This window comes from Pseudonocardia sp. (genome assembly GCF_029263155.1).
In the GTDB taxonomy this organism is placed as follows: domain Bacteria; phylum Actinomycetota; class Actinomycetes; order Mycobacteriales; family Pseudonocardiaceae; genus Pseudonocardia.
The window spans coordinates 1-15,024 of record NZ_JAJCYB010000128.1 but is presented as its reverse complement, the minus strand read 5'-3'; the positions used below and the strand labels follow the sequence as shown (position 1 = coordinate 15,024).

Here is a 15,024-nt window from a genome sequence, read left to right as displayed (position 1 = left end):
GGGACTGTCAACTGAACGGTGTAACTGATGTTGGTCGGGTCTACCGACGGCCAGCGGCGAGTCGGCCGTCGAAGGTCATCTCGAAGGCGTTGAGGGCGGGTTTCCAGCGCATCATCCAGCGCTTGCGGCCCTGGCCGGTGGGGTCGAGGCTCATGATCGCCATGTAGACGCATTTGAGCGCGGCGGCCTCGTTGGGGAAGTGCCCGCGGGCTTTCACGGCCCGACGGATGCGGGCGTTGACCGACTCGATGGCGTTGGTCGAGCAGATGACCTTGCGAATCTCGGTGTCGAAGCCCAGGAACGGCACGAACTCCGCCCACGCGTTCTCCCACAACCGCACGATCGCCGGGTAGCGCTCGCCCCAGGTCTCGCAGAACTCCAGGAACCGCTCCATGGCCGCGGCCTCGGTGGGTGCGGTGTAGATCGGGCGCAGCGCTTTGGCGATCGCGTCGTAGTGCTGGCGCCCCGCGTAGCGGAAGCTGTTGCGCAGCAGGTGCACCACGCAGGTCTGGGTGACCGCGCGCGGCCAGACGGCCTCGATCGCGTCCGGGAGGTCTTTGAGGCCGTCGCAGACGACCATGCACACGTCCTCGACGCCGCGGTTCTTGAGCTCGGTGAGCACGTGCAGCCAGTGCTTGGCGCCCTCGCCGCCGTCCCCGGCCCAGAGCCCGAGGATGTCGCGATGGCCCTCGCAGGTCACCGCGAGCGCGACGTAGATCGGCCGGTTGGACACCTTCCCGTCGCGGATCTTCACGTGGATGGCGTCGATGAAGATGACCGGGTAGATCGGGTCCAGCGGCCGGTTCTGCCACTCGGTCATACCCTCGATGACCTTGTCGGTGATCGTGGAGATCGTCTGCCGTGACACCTGCGCGCCGTAGACCTCGGCCAGGTGCGCGGAGATCTCCCCGGTGGTCAGGCCCTTCGCCGACAACGAGATCACCATCTCGTCGACCCCGGACAGGCGCTTCTGCCGCTTCGCCACGATCTTCGGCTCGAAGCTGGCGTCGCGGTCACGGGGCACGTCGATCTCGACCGGCCCTACCTCGGTGAGCACCGTCTTGGCGCGGTGGCCGTTGCGGGAGTTCCCGCCGTCACGGCCCGCGGCGTCGTGGCGGCCGTAGCCGAGGTGATCGGTGATCTCACCCTCGAGCGCGGACTCGACCAGTCGCTTGGTGAGCTGCGCGAGGAGCCCGCCCTCGCCGGTGAGCTGCAGCCCGCCGGCCCGTGCACGCCCAGCGAGCCGGGCGATCAGCTGCTCGTCGACCGGCTCCAGCTCGTCACCGACAGGTGCTACCGGCTCGTCACCGAGGACCGCATCCAGATCCACTACCTGCTCGGGCATCACATCTGTCATCGAAGCTCTCCTTGATCGGAGTTACACCGATGTTCTTACAGTCCCGTAGATGTCTCGACGCGAAGCTTCCTGCTAGGAGCAAGGCGCGCGGCGAGCGCAAAGCGTGCCGCCGGCGCGGTCGCAGGTCTGAGGCTTGCCGTTCCAGCCAGTCCGGCGTCCGCTCGGTCGAGCATCGGACTCATGGACGGCCCGAGGCTCTGTCGGCCCGGGACGTGCCCTGGCAGCCGCGGGGCTGCGGTTCAGTTCTCACAGGCGACTCCGTCGCTGTCGCGGTCCAGTGCCGGGCGGTAGCCGGTTTCGCCGCTGCGGAGCGGCGCGCTGCCGGCCGATCGTGCCGCGGCGCAGTCCGAGTAGAACTCAGTCAGTGCCCGGCGCCGGTCCTGCTTGTGGTGCACGGGGGGCGTCGAGGAGTGGCGCGGCCGACCGATGGTCTCGTCGGGGTCGTCCTCGTCGGGCTCGGTGGCTCGGGCCGAAGAGTGCTCGCAGGTGTCGGTGGCGGAGGGTCTCGTTGGCGGCCTGGGCGATGTTGGCGGTGTAGCAGGGGTTGTCGGCGTAGGCGGGGGTAGGGGACGGCGAGGTCGTTGTAGGCGAGGCTGTAGTCCAGGTCGTCGTCGGTGTCCGGGCCGTCGTAGCGGACGTAGGCGAGCAGGCGGCCGGACCGGGCGGTGCTCACGCCTGGTTCGTCGTGCAAAGTGACTCGCTCGCCTTCGAAGCGGGTGCGGGCGTGGCGGGTGGCGTCGTCGCCGGAACAGTCGTCGACTTCCGGTGCGTCGATGCCGATGAGCTGGACTTCGCGGCCGTCGGTCAGGCGCAGGGTGTCGCCGTCGATCACGCGGGCGGACGGTGGCGGTCTCGCCACCTGCCCGGCAGCCGGGCAAGCCGCTGTAGGGGCCGCTCTCGTCGGGGCCGCTGCAGACTCCCGTCCGGGCTGATCGGCCGGACGAGGTCGAGTCGGTGATGGAGTCCAGCATCAGGTTCCAGCGTTCGGAGAGCGTGTGGTCCTCCGAGGTGGAGCCCGAGCCGGATGCGGAGCCGACCTGGTTGCAGGCTCCGACGAGTAGGGCGCCGCCGATCAGCACCGCCCACGCCCGTCCTTCGCGGTCGGGGTCGGCATCGTTAACGCTGCTCCGTCCCACCTCCGCGCTGCCGGTGAGCCGCCGGCAGCGGAACCAGCACCTACGTCACGAACTCGGACGGGGGACGGCGCCCTCTGTCTGTCGTACGGAGTCGAACACGTGGATGATCAGTCGGTAGGCGCTGGACGGGTCGGCCAGCGGGTGCGGCGGCAGCGCGGCGAGAGCCGGGAACGCGCGTGCGGCGTGGTCGTCGCCGTGCATCGTGTCCGCGATGTCCGCCTGGACCTCGAGCAGGTCGACGGTCGGGGGGTCGCCGGTGAGCGTCCCGTCGGTCCAGGTGACGTGCACGAGGCTGCCGTTCCGGGTGCCGCGCACGGTGAACGACCGTGTCATCGCTGCACGCCGACGGCCTGCCACACCTGCAGCAGCGCCTCGTCGTCGGGCAGGCCGTCCTGCCACCCGTAGGGCTTGGCGAACACGAACGTCTGCGGCTCGGGGAAGGCGTCGTCGCTGGTGTCGTACATGGTGATCGCGATCGACCGCTCGCCCGCGGCGACGAAGAAGAACTCGCGATAGTCCGACAGCGCGACGTCGAACAGCATCGCCCGCGGATCGGGCCGGGTGACGGTGACCTGCCATCCGTCGGATCGTGGCCTGCGGGCCAGCAGCGGGTCGCGCATCAGAGGAAGCGCCGGTTCGCGGTGTCGTCGGGCACCTCGATGCCGAGCGCGGTGAGCATCGGCCGGGTGTCGGCGATGTAGTCGTTGCGCAGGTCGGCGTTGTTCTTCGTGCGCAGCCCCCAGCGCACGTAGGCGTCGGAGAAGTCGCTGTCGGAGCGGCCGAACATGTCCAGCGCGGCCGGCCACCACGTCTTGATCTTCTCGTTGGCCTCCTCCATCCCCTCCGGGGTGGAGCAGACGCGCTTGAGGTTGCTCATGCCCAGCGTCGCGTGGAAGACCTCGTCCTTGTGCAGCCGTTCGGCCACCGAGAGCAGCGGCTCGTAGGGCACGCCCTCCCAGGTCTCGCCGATGTAGCAGCCGACGCGGTCACCGAGGCCGTTGAAGTACGCGAGGTCGCAGAACGTGTCGATCGGCAGGTGGAACAGGTACTGCTTGATCGGCGCGTCGATCGGCCCTACGCCCAGGCCCTCCAGGATCCGCGCGGTGATGACGCCGTGCTCGACCTCCTGCGCCATGAGCTTGGCGAAGGTGGTCTTGAGCTTCTCGGTTGGCGCGAGCGTCATGCACTTGTCCCACAGAACGCTGAGCAACGCCGTGTACTGCGGGTTGGTGGAGTTCTCCAGATGGTGGCTGAGCATCCGGACGAGGAGCTCGCGGAACTCCTCCGGGATGTCCGGGTCACCCTCCCGGTACACGCGCTGCGTCGCCTCGACACTCATTGCCCGACTCCCCTCGGTTGCGGTGTCCCGACGGTAGGACGACGAAACAGGTTTCGTCAACGTACGCGTCGGTTGAATTAAGTCTTGACGCCAGACCGCCGCTCGGGGACGGTCGATTGCGACATCGGAGTGGTCCTGTGACGACCTCTTGACGTGACGGCAACCACTCCCAGATTATTCGACCGACTCGTCGGAAGAACACGGAGCGGAGGCCTTGATGCACGAGGACGCCAAGGGAAAGACGCTGGTGGAGGACGACCTCACGGTCTCAGCCGCCACGCTGACGGCCCTGGAACGCGCGATCGGCACGCCCTCGGGGGCCGGCACCGCCACGCTCGTGCCGTGGTTCGGCGCCACCGTGGGCGGCGAGTCCACTGCCGTCGACGGGCTGGGGCTCGACCTGTCCAGGGCGCTGCTCGCGGGCATCGAGTACGAGTGGCAGCGCCCCTTCGCCGCGGGCGAGACCGTGCACGTGCGCGTCACCGTCGACGACGTCTACCGCAAGGGCGCCAACCAGTTCGGCGTGGTTGTCGCCGAGTTCACCGGGGCCGATGGGGCGCTCGTGCAGCGCCAGTCGGTGACCTTCATCGAGCGGGGGTCGGCATGAGCATCCGGGAGAGCAGGCGCGGTCCGGTGAACCGCGTGCAGATCGCGCGGTACGCCGGTGCCGTCGGTGACTTCAACCCGGTGCACGTCGATGACGAGTTCGCCCGCGCCGCCGGCCTGCCGTCGGTGATCGCGCACGGCCCGCTCACCGTCACCCTCGCACTCGACGCCGTCGTCGAGCAGCTCGGCCCCGACGCCCTGCGCTCGGTGAAGGCACGGCTCTCCGCCCCGGTGTTTCCCGGCGACGAGCTGGTGGTGGTGCCCGTCGACGGGGGCGTCGAGGTGCGCAAGGCCGACGGGTCCGTGGTGGCGACGGTGCAGCTCGGGACGTCGTGATGGGGCACGAGTTCGTCACCGTCAACGACGAGGCCGACGGCGTCCGCGTGCTCACGCTGAACCGCCCGGAGCGGATGAACTCCTGGAACGCACAGATGCGCCAGGAGATGCGCGAGGTCGTGGAGGACACCGCGCTCGACGCTGGCGTTCGCGTCCTGATCGTCACCGGGGCGGGGGAGCGCGCGTTCTCCGCGGGTGAGGACGTCGGCGGCATGGGCGACCTGACCGCGCTGGGCACGAGGGGGTTCCGCGCGCACGCCCACCGCATCCACGACGTGTTCGACACGATCGAGGCGATGGAGGTGCCGGTAGTCGCGGCCGTCGACGGCGTGGCCGCAGGTGGCGGCTTCGAGCTGGCCCTGTCCTGCGACTTCCGCGTGGCGGGGGAGGACGCCCGGTTCGTCATGCCGGAGGCCAGGGTCGGGCTGATCCCCGGCTCCGGCGGCTGCTCCCGGCTCGTGCGCCACCTCGGCCTGGGGCAGGCCAAGGAGCTGGTGATGCTCGGCGGCACGCTGCGCGCCCCGCGGGCCCACCAGCTGGGCCTGGTCACCGAGGTGGTGCCCGCAGGCGGCGCGCTCGACGCCGCCCGCGGCATCGCCGCCCGGCTCGCCGGGCTCGCCCCGCTGGCGCTGGGGATGGCCAAGCTCGTGCTCAACACCTGCACCGACGTCGACGCGGAGACCGGACGGCGCCTGGAGCGCCTTGGCCAGAGTGTCCTGAAGACCACCGACGACCACCGCGAGGGAGCAGCCGCGTTCCTGGAGAAGCGGCCGCCGCGGTGGACCGCCCGCTAGGAGGATCCGTGAGCACCGACGCCGCCACCCACCACAGGCCCACCACCCATCGGCACTGGAACGCCGCGACGCAGACCGCGAGCCGGGAGCAGCTCGACGCGCTGCACCTGCAGCGGATCCGCCACCTCGTCGGCTGGGCCTACGAGCACTCCCCGCTGCACCGCCGCCTCTACGACGACGCAGGCGTCAAGCCCGCCGACATCCGCACCTGGGACGACTACCACCACCGGCTCCCGTTCACCGACAAGCCGGACTACGTGGCCGACCAGGAGTCCGCGGAGAGCGGGTTCGGCGGGATCGCGCTCCCGCAGCAGGAGTGGCAGCAGTACTTTCACACCACCGGCACGACCGGGCGGTTCCTCAACGAGGCGTTCGGCGACTACGAGATGCACAAGGCGGGCTCGCAGTACTGCTACGGGCTGTGGGACCACGGCATCCGGTCGTCGGACTCGATCTACTTCTGCTTCGACTTCGGCATGTGGATCGGGCTGTGGAGTTACTACTGGGGCGCCCGCAACCTCGGGCTGACGATCGTCTCCGGGGGCGGGGCAAGCGGCGTCCAGCGCGTGCGGCAGATCTTGGAACGGCGCCCCACGATCGTCTGCGGCACGCCGACCTACCTGCTGCACCTCGCCGAGATCGCCCGCCGCGAGGGCCTCGACGTCCGTGAGGCGGGCGTCCGGATGTTGGCCGGTGGCGGCGAGGCCGGCTTCTCCGTGCCCGGCACCCGGGAACGGCTGCGGCAGGCGTGGGGCGTCGAGCAGATCTACGACGCCTACGGCATCGGCGAGGCGCTGTTCATCGGGCAGTCCTGCGCGGAGTGGGGCGGGGGCGTGCACGGCATCGAGGACGTCTGCCACTCGTACTCCGTCGGCCCCGACTCGGGCGACCCGGTGGCGTCCGGCGAGGTCGGCGAGCACGTCATCACCAGCTACACCCACTTCACGCAGCCGTTCATCAAGTACCGCACGCACGACCTCGTCCGCATCGACGACCGGCCCGACCACGGCTGCGGCTGGACCTGGAAGCACTTCCCCGGCGTCGTACTGGGCCGCGCCGACTTCATGGTCACCATCCGCGGCGTCAACGTGTACCCGACGGCGGTGGAGAACCTGGTCAGCGAGGTACCGGGGCTCTCGCACCACTACGAGCTGCACATCAGCCGCGTCGACGGCATGGACCGCATGCTGGTCCGCGCCGAATCGAACGGGTCCGAGGGGTGCAGCGAGCTGGCCGCGCGGCTTGCCACACACGTGCGCGAGAACGTCGGCGTCCGGCTGGAGACCGACGTCGTGCCCTCCGGGACGCTGCCCCGCTACGAGCTGAAGACCAAGCGGATCTTCGACACCCGCTCCGCGAGCGAGCGGCCCGCCGTGACGCTGGGAGGCGCGCGATGACGACCACCGAGACCGTCCCATCCCTCGGCGCCGACGCCGACGCGCAGCGCGAGCGGCTCGTCGAGCTGCGCGCCCACCTCGCCCGCGAGCGCGCTGCCGCGATCTCCCCGGCCGTCGACCGAGCGTTGGAGATGGCCGACGCCTACATGTTCCTGGCGCTCGGCTACGTCGGGCACACCGACGAGCTGTTCCCCGGCGAGCACCCGTCGTGACCCAGGCGCTGCTCGGGGGCCTGGTCTCGGGCGCGATCTACGCTCTGCTGGGGCTGGGCATCGTCCTGGTGTTCGGCGTGGCGCGGTTCGTCAACCTCGCGCAGGGCGAGTTCTACGTCTACGGCGCGCTGCTGGCCACGACGCTTGTGGCCGCGGGCCTGCCGGTGTGGGTGGCCGCGCTGCTCGCCGTGGCCGGGGTCGCGGTGCTCGCCGCGGTGCTGGAGCGGCTCGTGTTCTCCCGCCTGGCCGACGCCCCGCACGCCTCCCAGCTACTCGGCGGCATCGGGGTGGCGCTGGCGATGGCCGGCGCGGCCCGGCTGATCTGGGGCACCGACGAGCGGAGCCTGCCCGAGCTCGTGCCCGGGCCGCCGCTCGAGCTGCTCGGGGCCAGGGTCGGCACGCAGATGCTCGTGCTGTTCGCCGCGCTCGCGCTGCTCTGCCTCGCGCTGTGGCTGCTGCTGCACCGGAGCCTGCTCGGCGTCGCGATGCGCGCGGTGGCGGCGCTGTCCGGCCGGGCCGGGATCCTCGGGGTGCCCGTCCGCGGCGTCACGACCGTGGCGTTCGCAGTGGCGGGGGCGGCGGGCGCGGTGGCCGGGGTGGTCGTCACGCCGCTGGTGTTCGTGTCGTACCAGTCCGGGCTGCTGCTCACCGTGTTCGGCTTCATCGCCGCGGCGTTCGGCGGGTTGCGTTCCATCCGCGGCGCGGTGGCGGGCGGACTGCTGCTCGGGGTGCTGGAGGCGATGACCGCCTACTTCCTCGACTCGGCGCTGCGCACGCCGATCGCGCTCTCGCTGCTGGTGGTCGTGCTGGTGTACCGGGCGCGCCGGGAGGGCGGCGGGCTGCGTACGCGCCGGGTCCGGTCGCCGGAGCGCGCCGCGCTGCCCGACGTCGCCGTGCCGTCGCTGCTGGTGCGGCTGCGCCCGCGCCGCGCGGCCGGCGTCGGCGTCGCGCTCGTGGTGGTCTTCGCGCTGGCCGGCCCCGCGCTGCTGCCGCCGTACTGGGTGTCGGTGTGGTCGTTCATCGGCGTGTTCGTCATCGTCGGCATCGGGCTGGACCTGCTGCTCGGCTACACCGGCCAGCTCTCGCTCGGCCAGACGACGTTCACCGGCGTCTCGGCCTACCTCGTGGCGCTCTCGGCGCAGTGGTGGGACGTCGGCGCGGGGGTGGCCGTGCTGGTGGCGATCGGCGGCACCGCGCTGCTGGCCCTGCTGCTCGGGGCGCTCGTGCTGCGGCTGCGCGGCTACTACTTCACCCTCGCCACGCTGGCCATCGCCATCGCCGCGGAAGCACTGGTCAACGGCCTGCCCGGGCTGCTCGGCGGACCGTCCGGGGTGGGGGTGTCGACCACGCTGTCGCTGTTCGGGTTCGAGCTCGACACCCAGGACCGGCTGTTCGCGGCCACCTGGATCGCGGTGGCGCTGAGCCTGGTGGTGGCGCTGCGGATGGTGCGCTCGCGGTTCGGGCTCGGCATGCGCGCTGTGGGCCACGACGAGCAGCTCGCCGCGGCCGCCGCGGTGGCACCGTTCCGGGTGCGGCTGGCCGTGTTCGTCGCGTCCTCGGTGCTCGCGGCCGTCGCCGGGGTGCTCTACGCGCACATCCTGCTGTTCGTCTCCCCGCCGGTGCTCGGCTTCACCGCCGGGTTCGACTCCGTGGTCGGGCTGCTGCTCGGCGGGTTCGGCACAGTGTGGGGCGCGCTCGTCGGCATCCCCATCGTCCGGCTGCTGCCCGAGCTCGGCGAGGACGTCGCCCGCTACCAGCTGCTGATCTACGGCCTCGCGGTGGTGGCGCTCGTGCTGGCGATGCGCGGCGGCGTCGTCGGCGGAGTGCAGGCGCTGGCCGGCCGGGTCGCGACCCGGATCTCCGGCCCGGCTCCGGTCGCCATGGCCGCCGCCGAGCAGGCCGTCGACGTCGTCCCGGACGCCCCGGCGCCGGAGCCGGACCGTCCCGCCCTGCGCGCCGAGGCGCTGAACAGGCGGTTCGGCGGGCTCGTGGCAGTGGACGGCGTCGACATCGCCGTGCGCCCCGGCCGGATCGTCGGGCTGATCGGGCCCAACGGCGCGGGCAAGAGCACCTGCCTGAGCCTGCTCGCCGGCAGCCTGGCCGCCGACGCGGGCACGGTCGCGTTGGGCGACGTCGACGTGACCCAGCTGCCCGCCGACGTCCGGGCGCGCCTGGGCATGACCCGCACGTTCCAGCTGCCGCGGCTGCCGGCCGACCTGACCGTCCTGGAGGTCGCGACGCTCGGGGCGTACCGATTGGGCCGCACCGGCGCGCTGCGCGGGCTGCTCACGCCGACCGCGGCCGAGCGGGCCGGGATGTCCCGGGCCGGGCGGGACGCGCTGGAGCTGACCGGCATCGCCCACCTCGCCGACTCTCCAGCCGGCACGCTGTCCACCGGCCAGCAGAAGATGCTGGAGCTGGCCAGAGCGCTCGCCGGCCGCCCGCGTGTGCTGCTGGCCGACGAGCCTGCGGGCGGCCTGTACGGCGACGAGGTCGCCCGCCTCGGCGCCGTCCTGCGCCAGGTCGCGGCGTGGGGTGTGGCCGTCGTGCTCGTCGAGCACGAGATGGAGCTCGTGATGGACGTCTGCGACGAGATCGTCGTGCTGAGCCAAGGCCGGGTCATCGGCTCCGGCACGCCGGCCGACGTGCGCAGCAACCAGGAGGTGCTCGATGCCTACCTCGGGGTCTGAAGCCGGCCTGCGCGTCACCGGGCTGACGGCCGGGTTCGGCCCGGTCACGGTGGTGCGCGAGGCGTCGCTGCGCGTCGGGACGGGGGAGTTCGTCGCCGTGCTCGGGGCCAACGGGGTCGGCAAGACCACCCTGCTGCGCGCGCTCGTCGGGGACGCCCGGGTCACGGCGGGCTCGGTCACCCTCGACGGGCGGGAGCTGCGCGGCCTTCCCGCGCACCGCGTCGCCCGGGCCGGGGTGGCCGTCGTGCCGGAGGGGCGCGGGCTCGTCCCCGAGCTCTCGGTGCGCGACAACCTGCTGCTCGGCACCGCCACGTGGAACCGCCGGTACTCCTCGCCCGCCGTGACCCGCGCGCTGGCCGAGGTGTACGACCGGTTCCCGGTGCTGGGCGAGCGGACCCGGCAGCTCGCCGGGTCACTGTCCGGCGGCGAGCAGCAGATGGTGGCCATCGGCCGGGCGCTGATGGCTCGCCCGACGCTGCTGGTGCTCGACGAGCCCTCGCTCGGGCTCGCCCCCAAGCTCGTCCGCCAGGTCTTCGCCGACCTGGCGCACGCGAACCGCGACGGCATCACGGTGCTGGTCGCGGAGCAGAACGCCGCAGCGGCCCTCCGGGTCGCCACGCGGTCGTACGTCATGCACGGCGGTCGGGTGGTCACGGAGGGCACGGCGGAGCAGCTCGAGGCGAGCAGCCTGCGGTCGGCCTTCCTCGGAGAAGGAACGAGGGAGCATCGATGAGGACGACTTCCCCACGCAGGCGCCTGGCCGCCGTCGCGGCGCTGGCGCTGGTGCTGGCCGGGTGCGGCGGCGGATCCGCCGAGGCCCCGACCGGGCCCGGCGAGGGCTACCGGGTCGGCGTGATCCTGCCGCTCACCGGGCCGGCGTCGGCGATCGGCAACGACTTCAACACCGCGCTGGAGGTGTTCCGCGAGATCGACCCGGCCGCCCGCGACCTGCAGATCGAGTACATCGTGTGCGACGACCGCACCACCCCGGACGGGGCTGCGGCCTGCGCACGCAAGCTCGTGCAGCAGGACGAGGTGAACATGATCTACGGGCCGGTGATCGGCGGCTCGCACGCCGGCGCGCGGCCGGTGCTCTCGGCCGGGCCGCCCTCGGTCACGCCGTCGCCCTACGCCACGACCGAGCCCGGCGACCCGATCTTCTCCGCGGCCGGCAACTCGGTCGAGCTCGACCGGGTCACCCTGGAGCTGGCGGCCGAGCGCGGGCTGCAGCGCGTGGCCGTGCTCGCCACCACCGACCTCACCGGCGAGACCGCCGTGCAGAACCTGGAAGCGGCCAACGCCGAGCTGGGCCTGCAGCTGGCCGTCGAGCGCATGGGCCCCACCGACGTCGACGCCTCCGCCCAGCTCAACCGGCTGCTGGAGACCGACCCGCAATACGTCTACGTCGCCACCTCAGGGGCGGCCGCGGGCGTCGCGCTCAAGGGGCTCGGGCAGCTTGGTGCGGACCTGCCCACGGCGCTGATCTGGTCGAACACCACCAACGGGTTCCTGCAGGCCGCCGGGCCGGACATGCCGACAGAGACGCTGTTCGCCGTGTCCGCAGCCTGGGACCCCGACACCCTCGACGACCCGGCCCGCGCCGAGCAGGTGCGGACCTTCCAGACCGCGTTCGAGGAGCGCGCGGGCGCCCCGGTCTCGTTCGTCGTGCAGGGCGCGTACGACGCGTTCCAGCTCATCGTCAGCGCGCTGGGCACCGCGGGCGGCGAGCCCGCCGCGATCTCCGCGCACCTGGACGGCCTCACCGGCTTCCAGGGCCTGAACTGGCGATTGGACTACACCCCGGACCGGCACCGGCCTGCGCCGGAGGGCAACTACGTGATGATGCGCTACGACCCGGCGGGCGGCACCTGGTCCGCCGCGGCCGCGCAGGGGTGAGCGTGCACGACGACCTCGGCGTCTACGTCCTGCCTGGCCGCGCGCCCGACCCCGGCGCGGTGCTGGGTGAGGCGCGCGACGCGGAGCGGGCCGGCTTCGGCACGGTCTGGGTCAGTGAGCGTCTCGACGTCAAGGACGCGGGCGTGGTGTGCGGGGCGGTGGCCGCGACCACCACCCGCGTGCGGGTGGCCACCGGAGTGGTGCGCCAGTCCACCCGGCATCCGCTGACGCTGGCGTCGATGGCCGCCACCGCGCACGCGCTCAGCGGGGGCCGGTTCGTACTCGGTCTGGGCCGGGGGATGGGCGCGCTGGCGCCCTCGCTCGGCGTGCCGAATCCGACGCTGGCCGGGCTGGAGCATCTGGTGTCGGTACTGCGCAGGCTGTGGGCGGGGGAGCGGGTCACCGAGGAGGGTCCGGCCGGGTCGTTCCGCGGGATGCGCTTCTCCGACCTGCCGCCCCACGGCACGCCGCCGGTCGTGCTCGCGACGATCGGCCCGCGCGGGCTGGAGCTTGCCGGGCGCGCCTTCGACGGCGTACTGCTACATCCGTTCCTTTCCGTCGACGCCGTCGCCGAGTCGGTCGCCACCGTCCGCGGGGCGGCGGAGCGGGCCGGGCGCGACCCGGCGGCAGTGCGCGTAGTCACGACGCTGGTGGCCGCGCCCGACCTCTCGGCGGAGCGCGCCGACCTCGCCGTGCGGGCCCGCGCAGTCAGCTACTTCCAGGTCCGCGGTCTCGGTGAGCTGCTCGTCGGACGCAACGGCTGGGACCCGGCCGTGCTGGAGCGACTGCGCCGGCACCCGTCGCTGGCCGGCGGCGGCATCGCGGACACCGCGTTCACCCGCGACCGGCTTGTCGCGTCCGCGGAGGTGCTGCCCGACGCCTGGTTCGCCGAGGGCGCCGCCGTGGGGACGGGCGCGCATTGCGCGGCCAGGGGGGCGCAGTACCGCGCCGCGGGTGCCGACGAGGTGCTGGTGCACGGGGCGTCGCCCGCGGAGGCGGCCGGGATGGCGGCGGCATGGGCGGCGATCGGTGTTCCGTCGTGACCGTTACGGCGGAGGTGCTGGCGGGCGTGGTGGGCGGGCCGGTCCGCCGCCTGGAGCGGCTCAAGGGTGGCTACTCGCGGGAGATGTGGTCCTTCGACGCCGGCGTCGAGGGGCGGGAGCGGCCGCTGATCCTCTGCGCCGACCTGCCGAGCGGCGTGGTCGGCAGCGCGGAGTCGCTCGGCCGCGAAGCCGAGGCCCGGCTGCTGGCCGGGCTGCACGGTGCCGGTCTGCCGGTGCCCGGGGTGCTCACCGCGGGCGGCGCCGACGGCCCGCTGGGCCGCCCGTTCCTCGTGATGGACCGCGTGCCGGGCACCGCGTCGGTCGGCCCGCTGCTGCGCGACCCGCACCACGTCGCCCGCCGCGACGCGCTCGGCGCGCAGCTGGCCGCCGTGCTCGCCGCGGTGCACGTCGTCGGCCTGCCCGCCGTGGTGGGCCCGCCGTCGGCACCCGGCGACGTCGCCCCGCGCGAGGTGGCGCGGTGGGCGCGGGCGCTGGACACCGTGCCCGCCGCCCGGACCTACGCCGTCCGTGCGGCGCAGCGCTGGCTCGACGGGCACCTCCCGCCGCCACCGGACAGGGTCGTGCTCGTGCACGGCGACTACCGCACCGGCAACATCGTCCACGGGCCCGAGGGGTTCCGCGCCGTGCTCGACTGGGAGATGGCGCACGCCGGGGACCCGCTGGAGGACCTCGCCTTCGCCGCGCTCTCCTGCTGGCGGCTCGGCACCGGGCTCATCGGCGGGCTGGTGCCCGTCGACCGCTGGGTGGAGCTCTACGAGCGGGACGCGAGCCGTCCCGTCGACCGCTCCGCGCTGGAGTTCTGGACGGTGCTGGGGGCGGTGAAGATGGCCGCCCTGACCCGGCGGGTACTCGATCGTCTGGGGCCCGGACGGGAGCGCGACCTGCTGCGGAGGCTGTCGGAGCAGCTCGACGATGATCTCCGCGGCGCCGGGTCGGCACGGCCGGCGGCCCCGGCGTCTCTACAGTAGGTCACGGTCCCGGTGCAGCCCGTCGCCCGGGACCAGGAGTGAGGGAGTTCCGCATGCCGCCTCCGGCCCGCCGGTCGACGCCCGACGGTGCGCCGCGCCGCCGGCCCGGCCGCCCGCGGCTGACCGAGCCGTCGCCCGAGTACCTCGCCCGCCTCGACGAGATCATCGAGACGGGGATCAAGGTCTTCCACGACCAGGGCTACGACTCCGGCTCGCTCGACGACGTCGCCGCCGCGCTCGACCTGCGCCGCGCGAGCCTCTACCACTACCTCCGCAGCAAGGCCCAGCTCCTCTACCTGATCTTCGACCGGGCACTGACGATCTCGCTGCAGCGCCTCGACGAGCTGGCCGGGATCGCCGACCCGCGCCAGCAGCTCGCGGCGCTGGTCGGGCACCAGGTCCGGATGGTGGCCGCCGACCCCAGCCTGTTCGCCGTGTTCTTCGATCAGCGTCCCCGCCTCGACGACGCCTACCAGGACCAGATCACCCGCAAGGAACGCGAGTACGTACGGCGCTTCGCCTCAGTCGTCACCGCCGCGGTCGAGGCCGGAGTGGTGGCCTCGGTCGACCCGCGACACGCCGCGCACGCGCTGATCGGCATGACCAGCTGGATCTACAAATGGTTCGACCCGCAGCGGGACGACCCCGACGCCGTCGCCACGACGATGATCCGGCTGGTGCTCGGCGCCGACGTCGACCTCGACGCCGTGCCGTCCTCTGGCGTAACGATCGCCACGTGAACGGTCCGCGAGCCACGGCGCCGCCCGTGACACGAGACCGCTGCAGCTCAGGGAGCCGATCTTGTGTCCGAGGGGGGAAATGAACCCGCACGCGTTGCATCCCTGCGTACGGCAGGGGTTCATGCGGATGACGTAGCGCACATCAGCAGTCTTGACGGAGGTCTGCGACCGGGTTCCCACTGGACGTTCGTCGGCCACCGGGGGAGGGGGCAGTTTCGTGAAGCGAACGCGGGCAACTGCATTGTTGATCGAGATGGTGCGTCGCGTCGACGCCGGTGGAGCTGGCAGCTCGACGTGATCCAGTAGATGCATCTGTTCGGGTCGTACGCGCGTCACCGTGCCCCGAGAGCAATGCCACGTAGCTTAAGTCGATCATGCTGCCGACCTGGGTTTCAGCCCGCGGATGTTGATCGTGGCCGGTGCTCGGTGGCGGATGCTGGCCGGCTCGCTGGTCTTCTTGACCCGGTAGCTGTTGTGTCGGGCTCGTTT

The 15,024-nt window shown here is 72.5% G+C and carries 16 protein-coding genes; 11 read left to right on the top strand and 5 right to left on the bottom strand.

What is annotated here, in order from left to right:
- Positions 1 to 40: 40 nt before the first annotated feature.
- From Q1K26_RS27180 to Q1K26_RS27160, 5 genes are all read right to left on the bottom strand, one after another.
- Positions 41 to 1,357, bottom strand: a complete 1,317-nt coding sequence (locus tag Q1K26_RS27180; RefSeq protein ID WP_363320554.1) for an IS256 family transposase — start codon at positions 1,355 to 1,357, stop codon at positions 41 to 43.
- Positions 1,358 to 1,596: 239 nt separating this feature from the next.
- On the bottom strand, positions 1,597 to 2,328 hold the full coding sequence (locus tag Q1K26_RS27175; RefSeq protein ID WP_300019167.1) for an excalibur calcium-binding domain-containing protein: 732 nt from the start codon (positions 2,326 to 2,328) through the stop codon (positions 1,597 to 1,599).
- A 210-nt stretch (positions 2,329 to 2,538) separates the two neighbouring features.
- Positions 2,539 to 2,826: a hypothetical protein gene (locus tag Q1K26_RS27170; protein ID WP_300019163.1), complete on the bottom strand. Its 288-nt coding sequence runs from the start codon at positions 2,824 to 2,826 to the stop codon at positions 2,539 to 2,541.
- The gene (locus tag Q1K26_RS27165; RefSeq protein ID WP_300019161.1) at positions 2,823 to 3,113 is read right to left on the bottom strand and encodes a hypothetical protein; all 291 of its coding nucleotides are present in this window, start codon (positions 3,111 to 3,113) and stop codon (positions 2,823 to 2,825) included. Before Q1K26_RS27165 ends, Q1K26_RS27170 begins: the two co-directional genes overlap by 4 nt.
- Positions 3,113 to 3,832, bottom strand: a complete 720-nt coding sequence (locus tag Q1K26_RS27160) for a Phenylacetic acid catabolic protein (RefSeq protein WP_300019159.1) — start codon at positions 3,830 to 3,832, stop codon at positions 3,113 to 3,115. Before Q1K26_RS27160 ends, Q1K26_RS27165 begins: the two co-directional genes overlap by 1 nt.
- Before the next feature lie 217 nt (positions 3,833 to 4,049).
- On the opposite strand from Q1K26_RS27160, the gene Q1K26_RS27155 reads away from it, so the two are divergent.
- From Q1K26_RS27155 to Q1K26_RS27105, 11 genes are read left to right on the top strand one after another with little or no spacing between them, the layout of a single operon-like run.
- Complete coding sequence (locus Q1K26_RS27155; RefSeq protein WP_300019157.1) at positions 4,050 to 4,439, top strand: MaoC family dehydratase N-terminal domain-containing protein; 390 nt, start codon at positions 4,050 to 4,052, stop codon at positions 4,437 to 4,439.
- Positions 4,436 to 4,774 (top strand): MaoC/PaaZ C-terminal domain-containing protein, encoded by a 339-nt coding sequence (locus Q1K26_RS27150; protein ID WP_300019155.1) that lies wholly within the window; start codon positions 4,436 to 4,438, stop codon positions 4,772 to 4,774. Before Q1K26_RS27155 ends, Q1K26_RS27150 begins: the two co-directional genes overlap by 4 nt.
- Complete coding sequence (locus Q1K26_RS27145) at positions 4,774 to 5,568, top strand: enoyl-CoA hydratase/isomerase family protein (protein ID WP_300019165.1); 795 nt, start codon at positions 4,774 to 4,776, stop codon at positions 5,566 to 5,568. Before Q1K26_RS27150 ends, Q1K26_RS27145 begins: the two co-directional genes overlap by 1 nt.
- Positions 5,569 to 5,576: 8 nt before the next feature.
- Positions 5,577 to 6,965: an AMP-binding protein gene (locus Q1K26_RS27140; protein WP_300019153.1), complete on the top strand. Its 1,389-nt coding sequence runs from the start codon at positions 5,577 to 5,579 to the stop codon at positions 6,963 to 6,965.
- Positions 6,962 to 7,177, top strand: coding sequence for a hypothetical protein (locus Q1K26_RS27135; RefSeq protein WP_300019151.1), 216 nt, complete (start codon positions 6,962 to 6,964; stop codon positions 7,175 to 7,177). Before Q1K26_RS27140 ends, Q1K26_RS27135 begins: the two co-directional genes overlap by 4 nt.
- Positions 7,174 to 9,867 (top strand): branched-chain amino acid ABC transporter permease/ATP-binding protein, encoded by a 2,694-nt coding sequence (locus Q1K26_RS27130; protein ID WP_300019149.1) that lies wholly within the window; start codon positions 7,174 to 7,176, stop codon positions 9,865 to 9,867. Before Q1K26_RS27135 ends, Q1K26_RS27130 begins: the two co-directional genes overlap by 4 nt.
- Positions 9,848 to 10,600, top strand: coding sequence for an ABC transporter ATP-binding protein (locus tag Q1K26_RS27125; protein WP_300019147.1), 753 nt, complete (start codon positions 9,848 to 9,850; stop codon positions 10,598 to 10,600). Before Q1K26_RS27130 ends, Q1K26_RS27125 begins: the two co-directional genes overlap by 20 nt.
- A complete protein-coding gene (locus tag Q1K26_RS27120; RefSeq protein WP_300019145.1) occupies positions 10,597 to 11,763 on the top strand; it encodes an ABC transporter substrate-binding protein in 1,167 nt (388 codons plus the stop codon). Before Q1K26_RS27125 ends, Q1K26_RS27120 begins: the two co-directional genes overlap by 4 nt.
- A gap of 2 nt (positions 11,764 to 11,765) precedes the next feature.
- The gene (locus Q1K26_RS27115; RefSeq protein ID WP_300019143.1) at positions 11,766 to 12,806 is read left to right on the top strand and encodes a TIGR03857 family LLM class F420-dependent oxidoreductase; all 1,041 of its coding nucleotides are present in this window, start codon (positions 11,766 to 11,768) and stop codon (positions 12,804 to 12,806) included.
- The gene (locus Q1K26_RS27110) at positions 12,803 to 13,795 is read left to right on the top strand and encodes a phosphotransferase family protein (protein ID WP_300019141.1); all 993 of its coding nucleotides are present in this window, start codon (positions 12,803 to 12,805) and stop codon (positions 13,793 to 13,795) included. The genes Q1K26_RS27115 and Q1K26_RS27110 overlap by 4 nt, the downstream gene beginning before the upstream one ends.
- Positions 13,796 to 13,848: 53 nt before the next feature.
- A complete protein-coding gene (locus Q1K26_RS27105; protein ID WP_300019139.1) occupies positions 13,849 to 14,535 on the top strand; it encodes a TetR/AcrR family transcriptional regulator in 687 nt (228 codons plus the stop codon).
- The last annotated feature ends 489 nt before the right edge of the window (positions 14,536 to 15,024 follow it).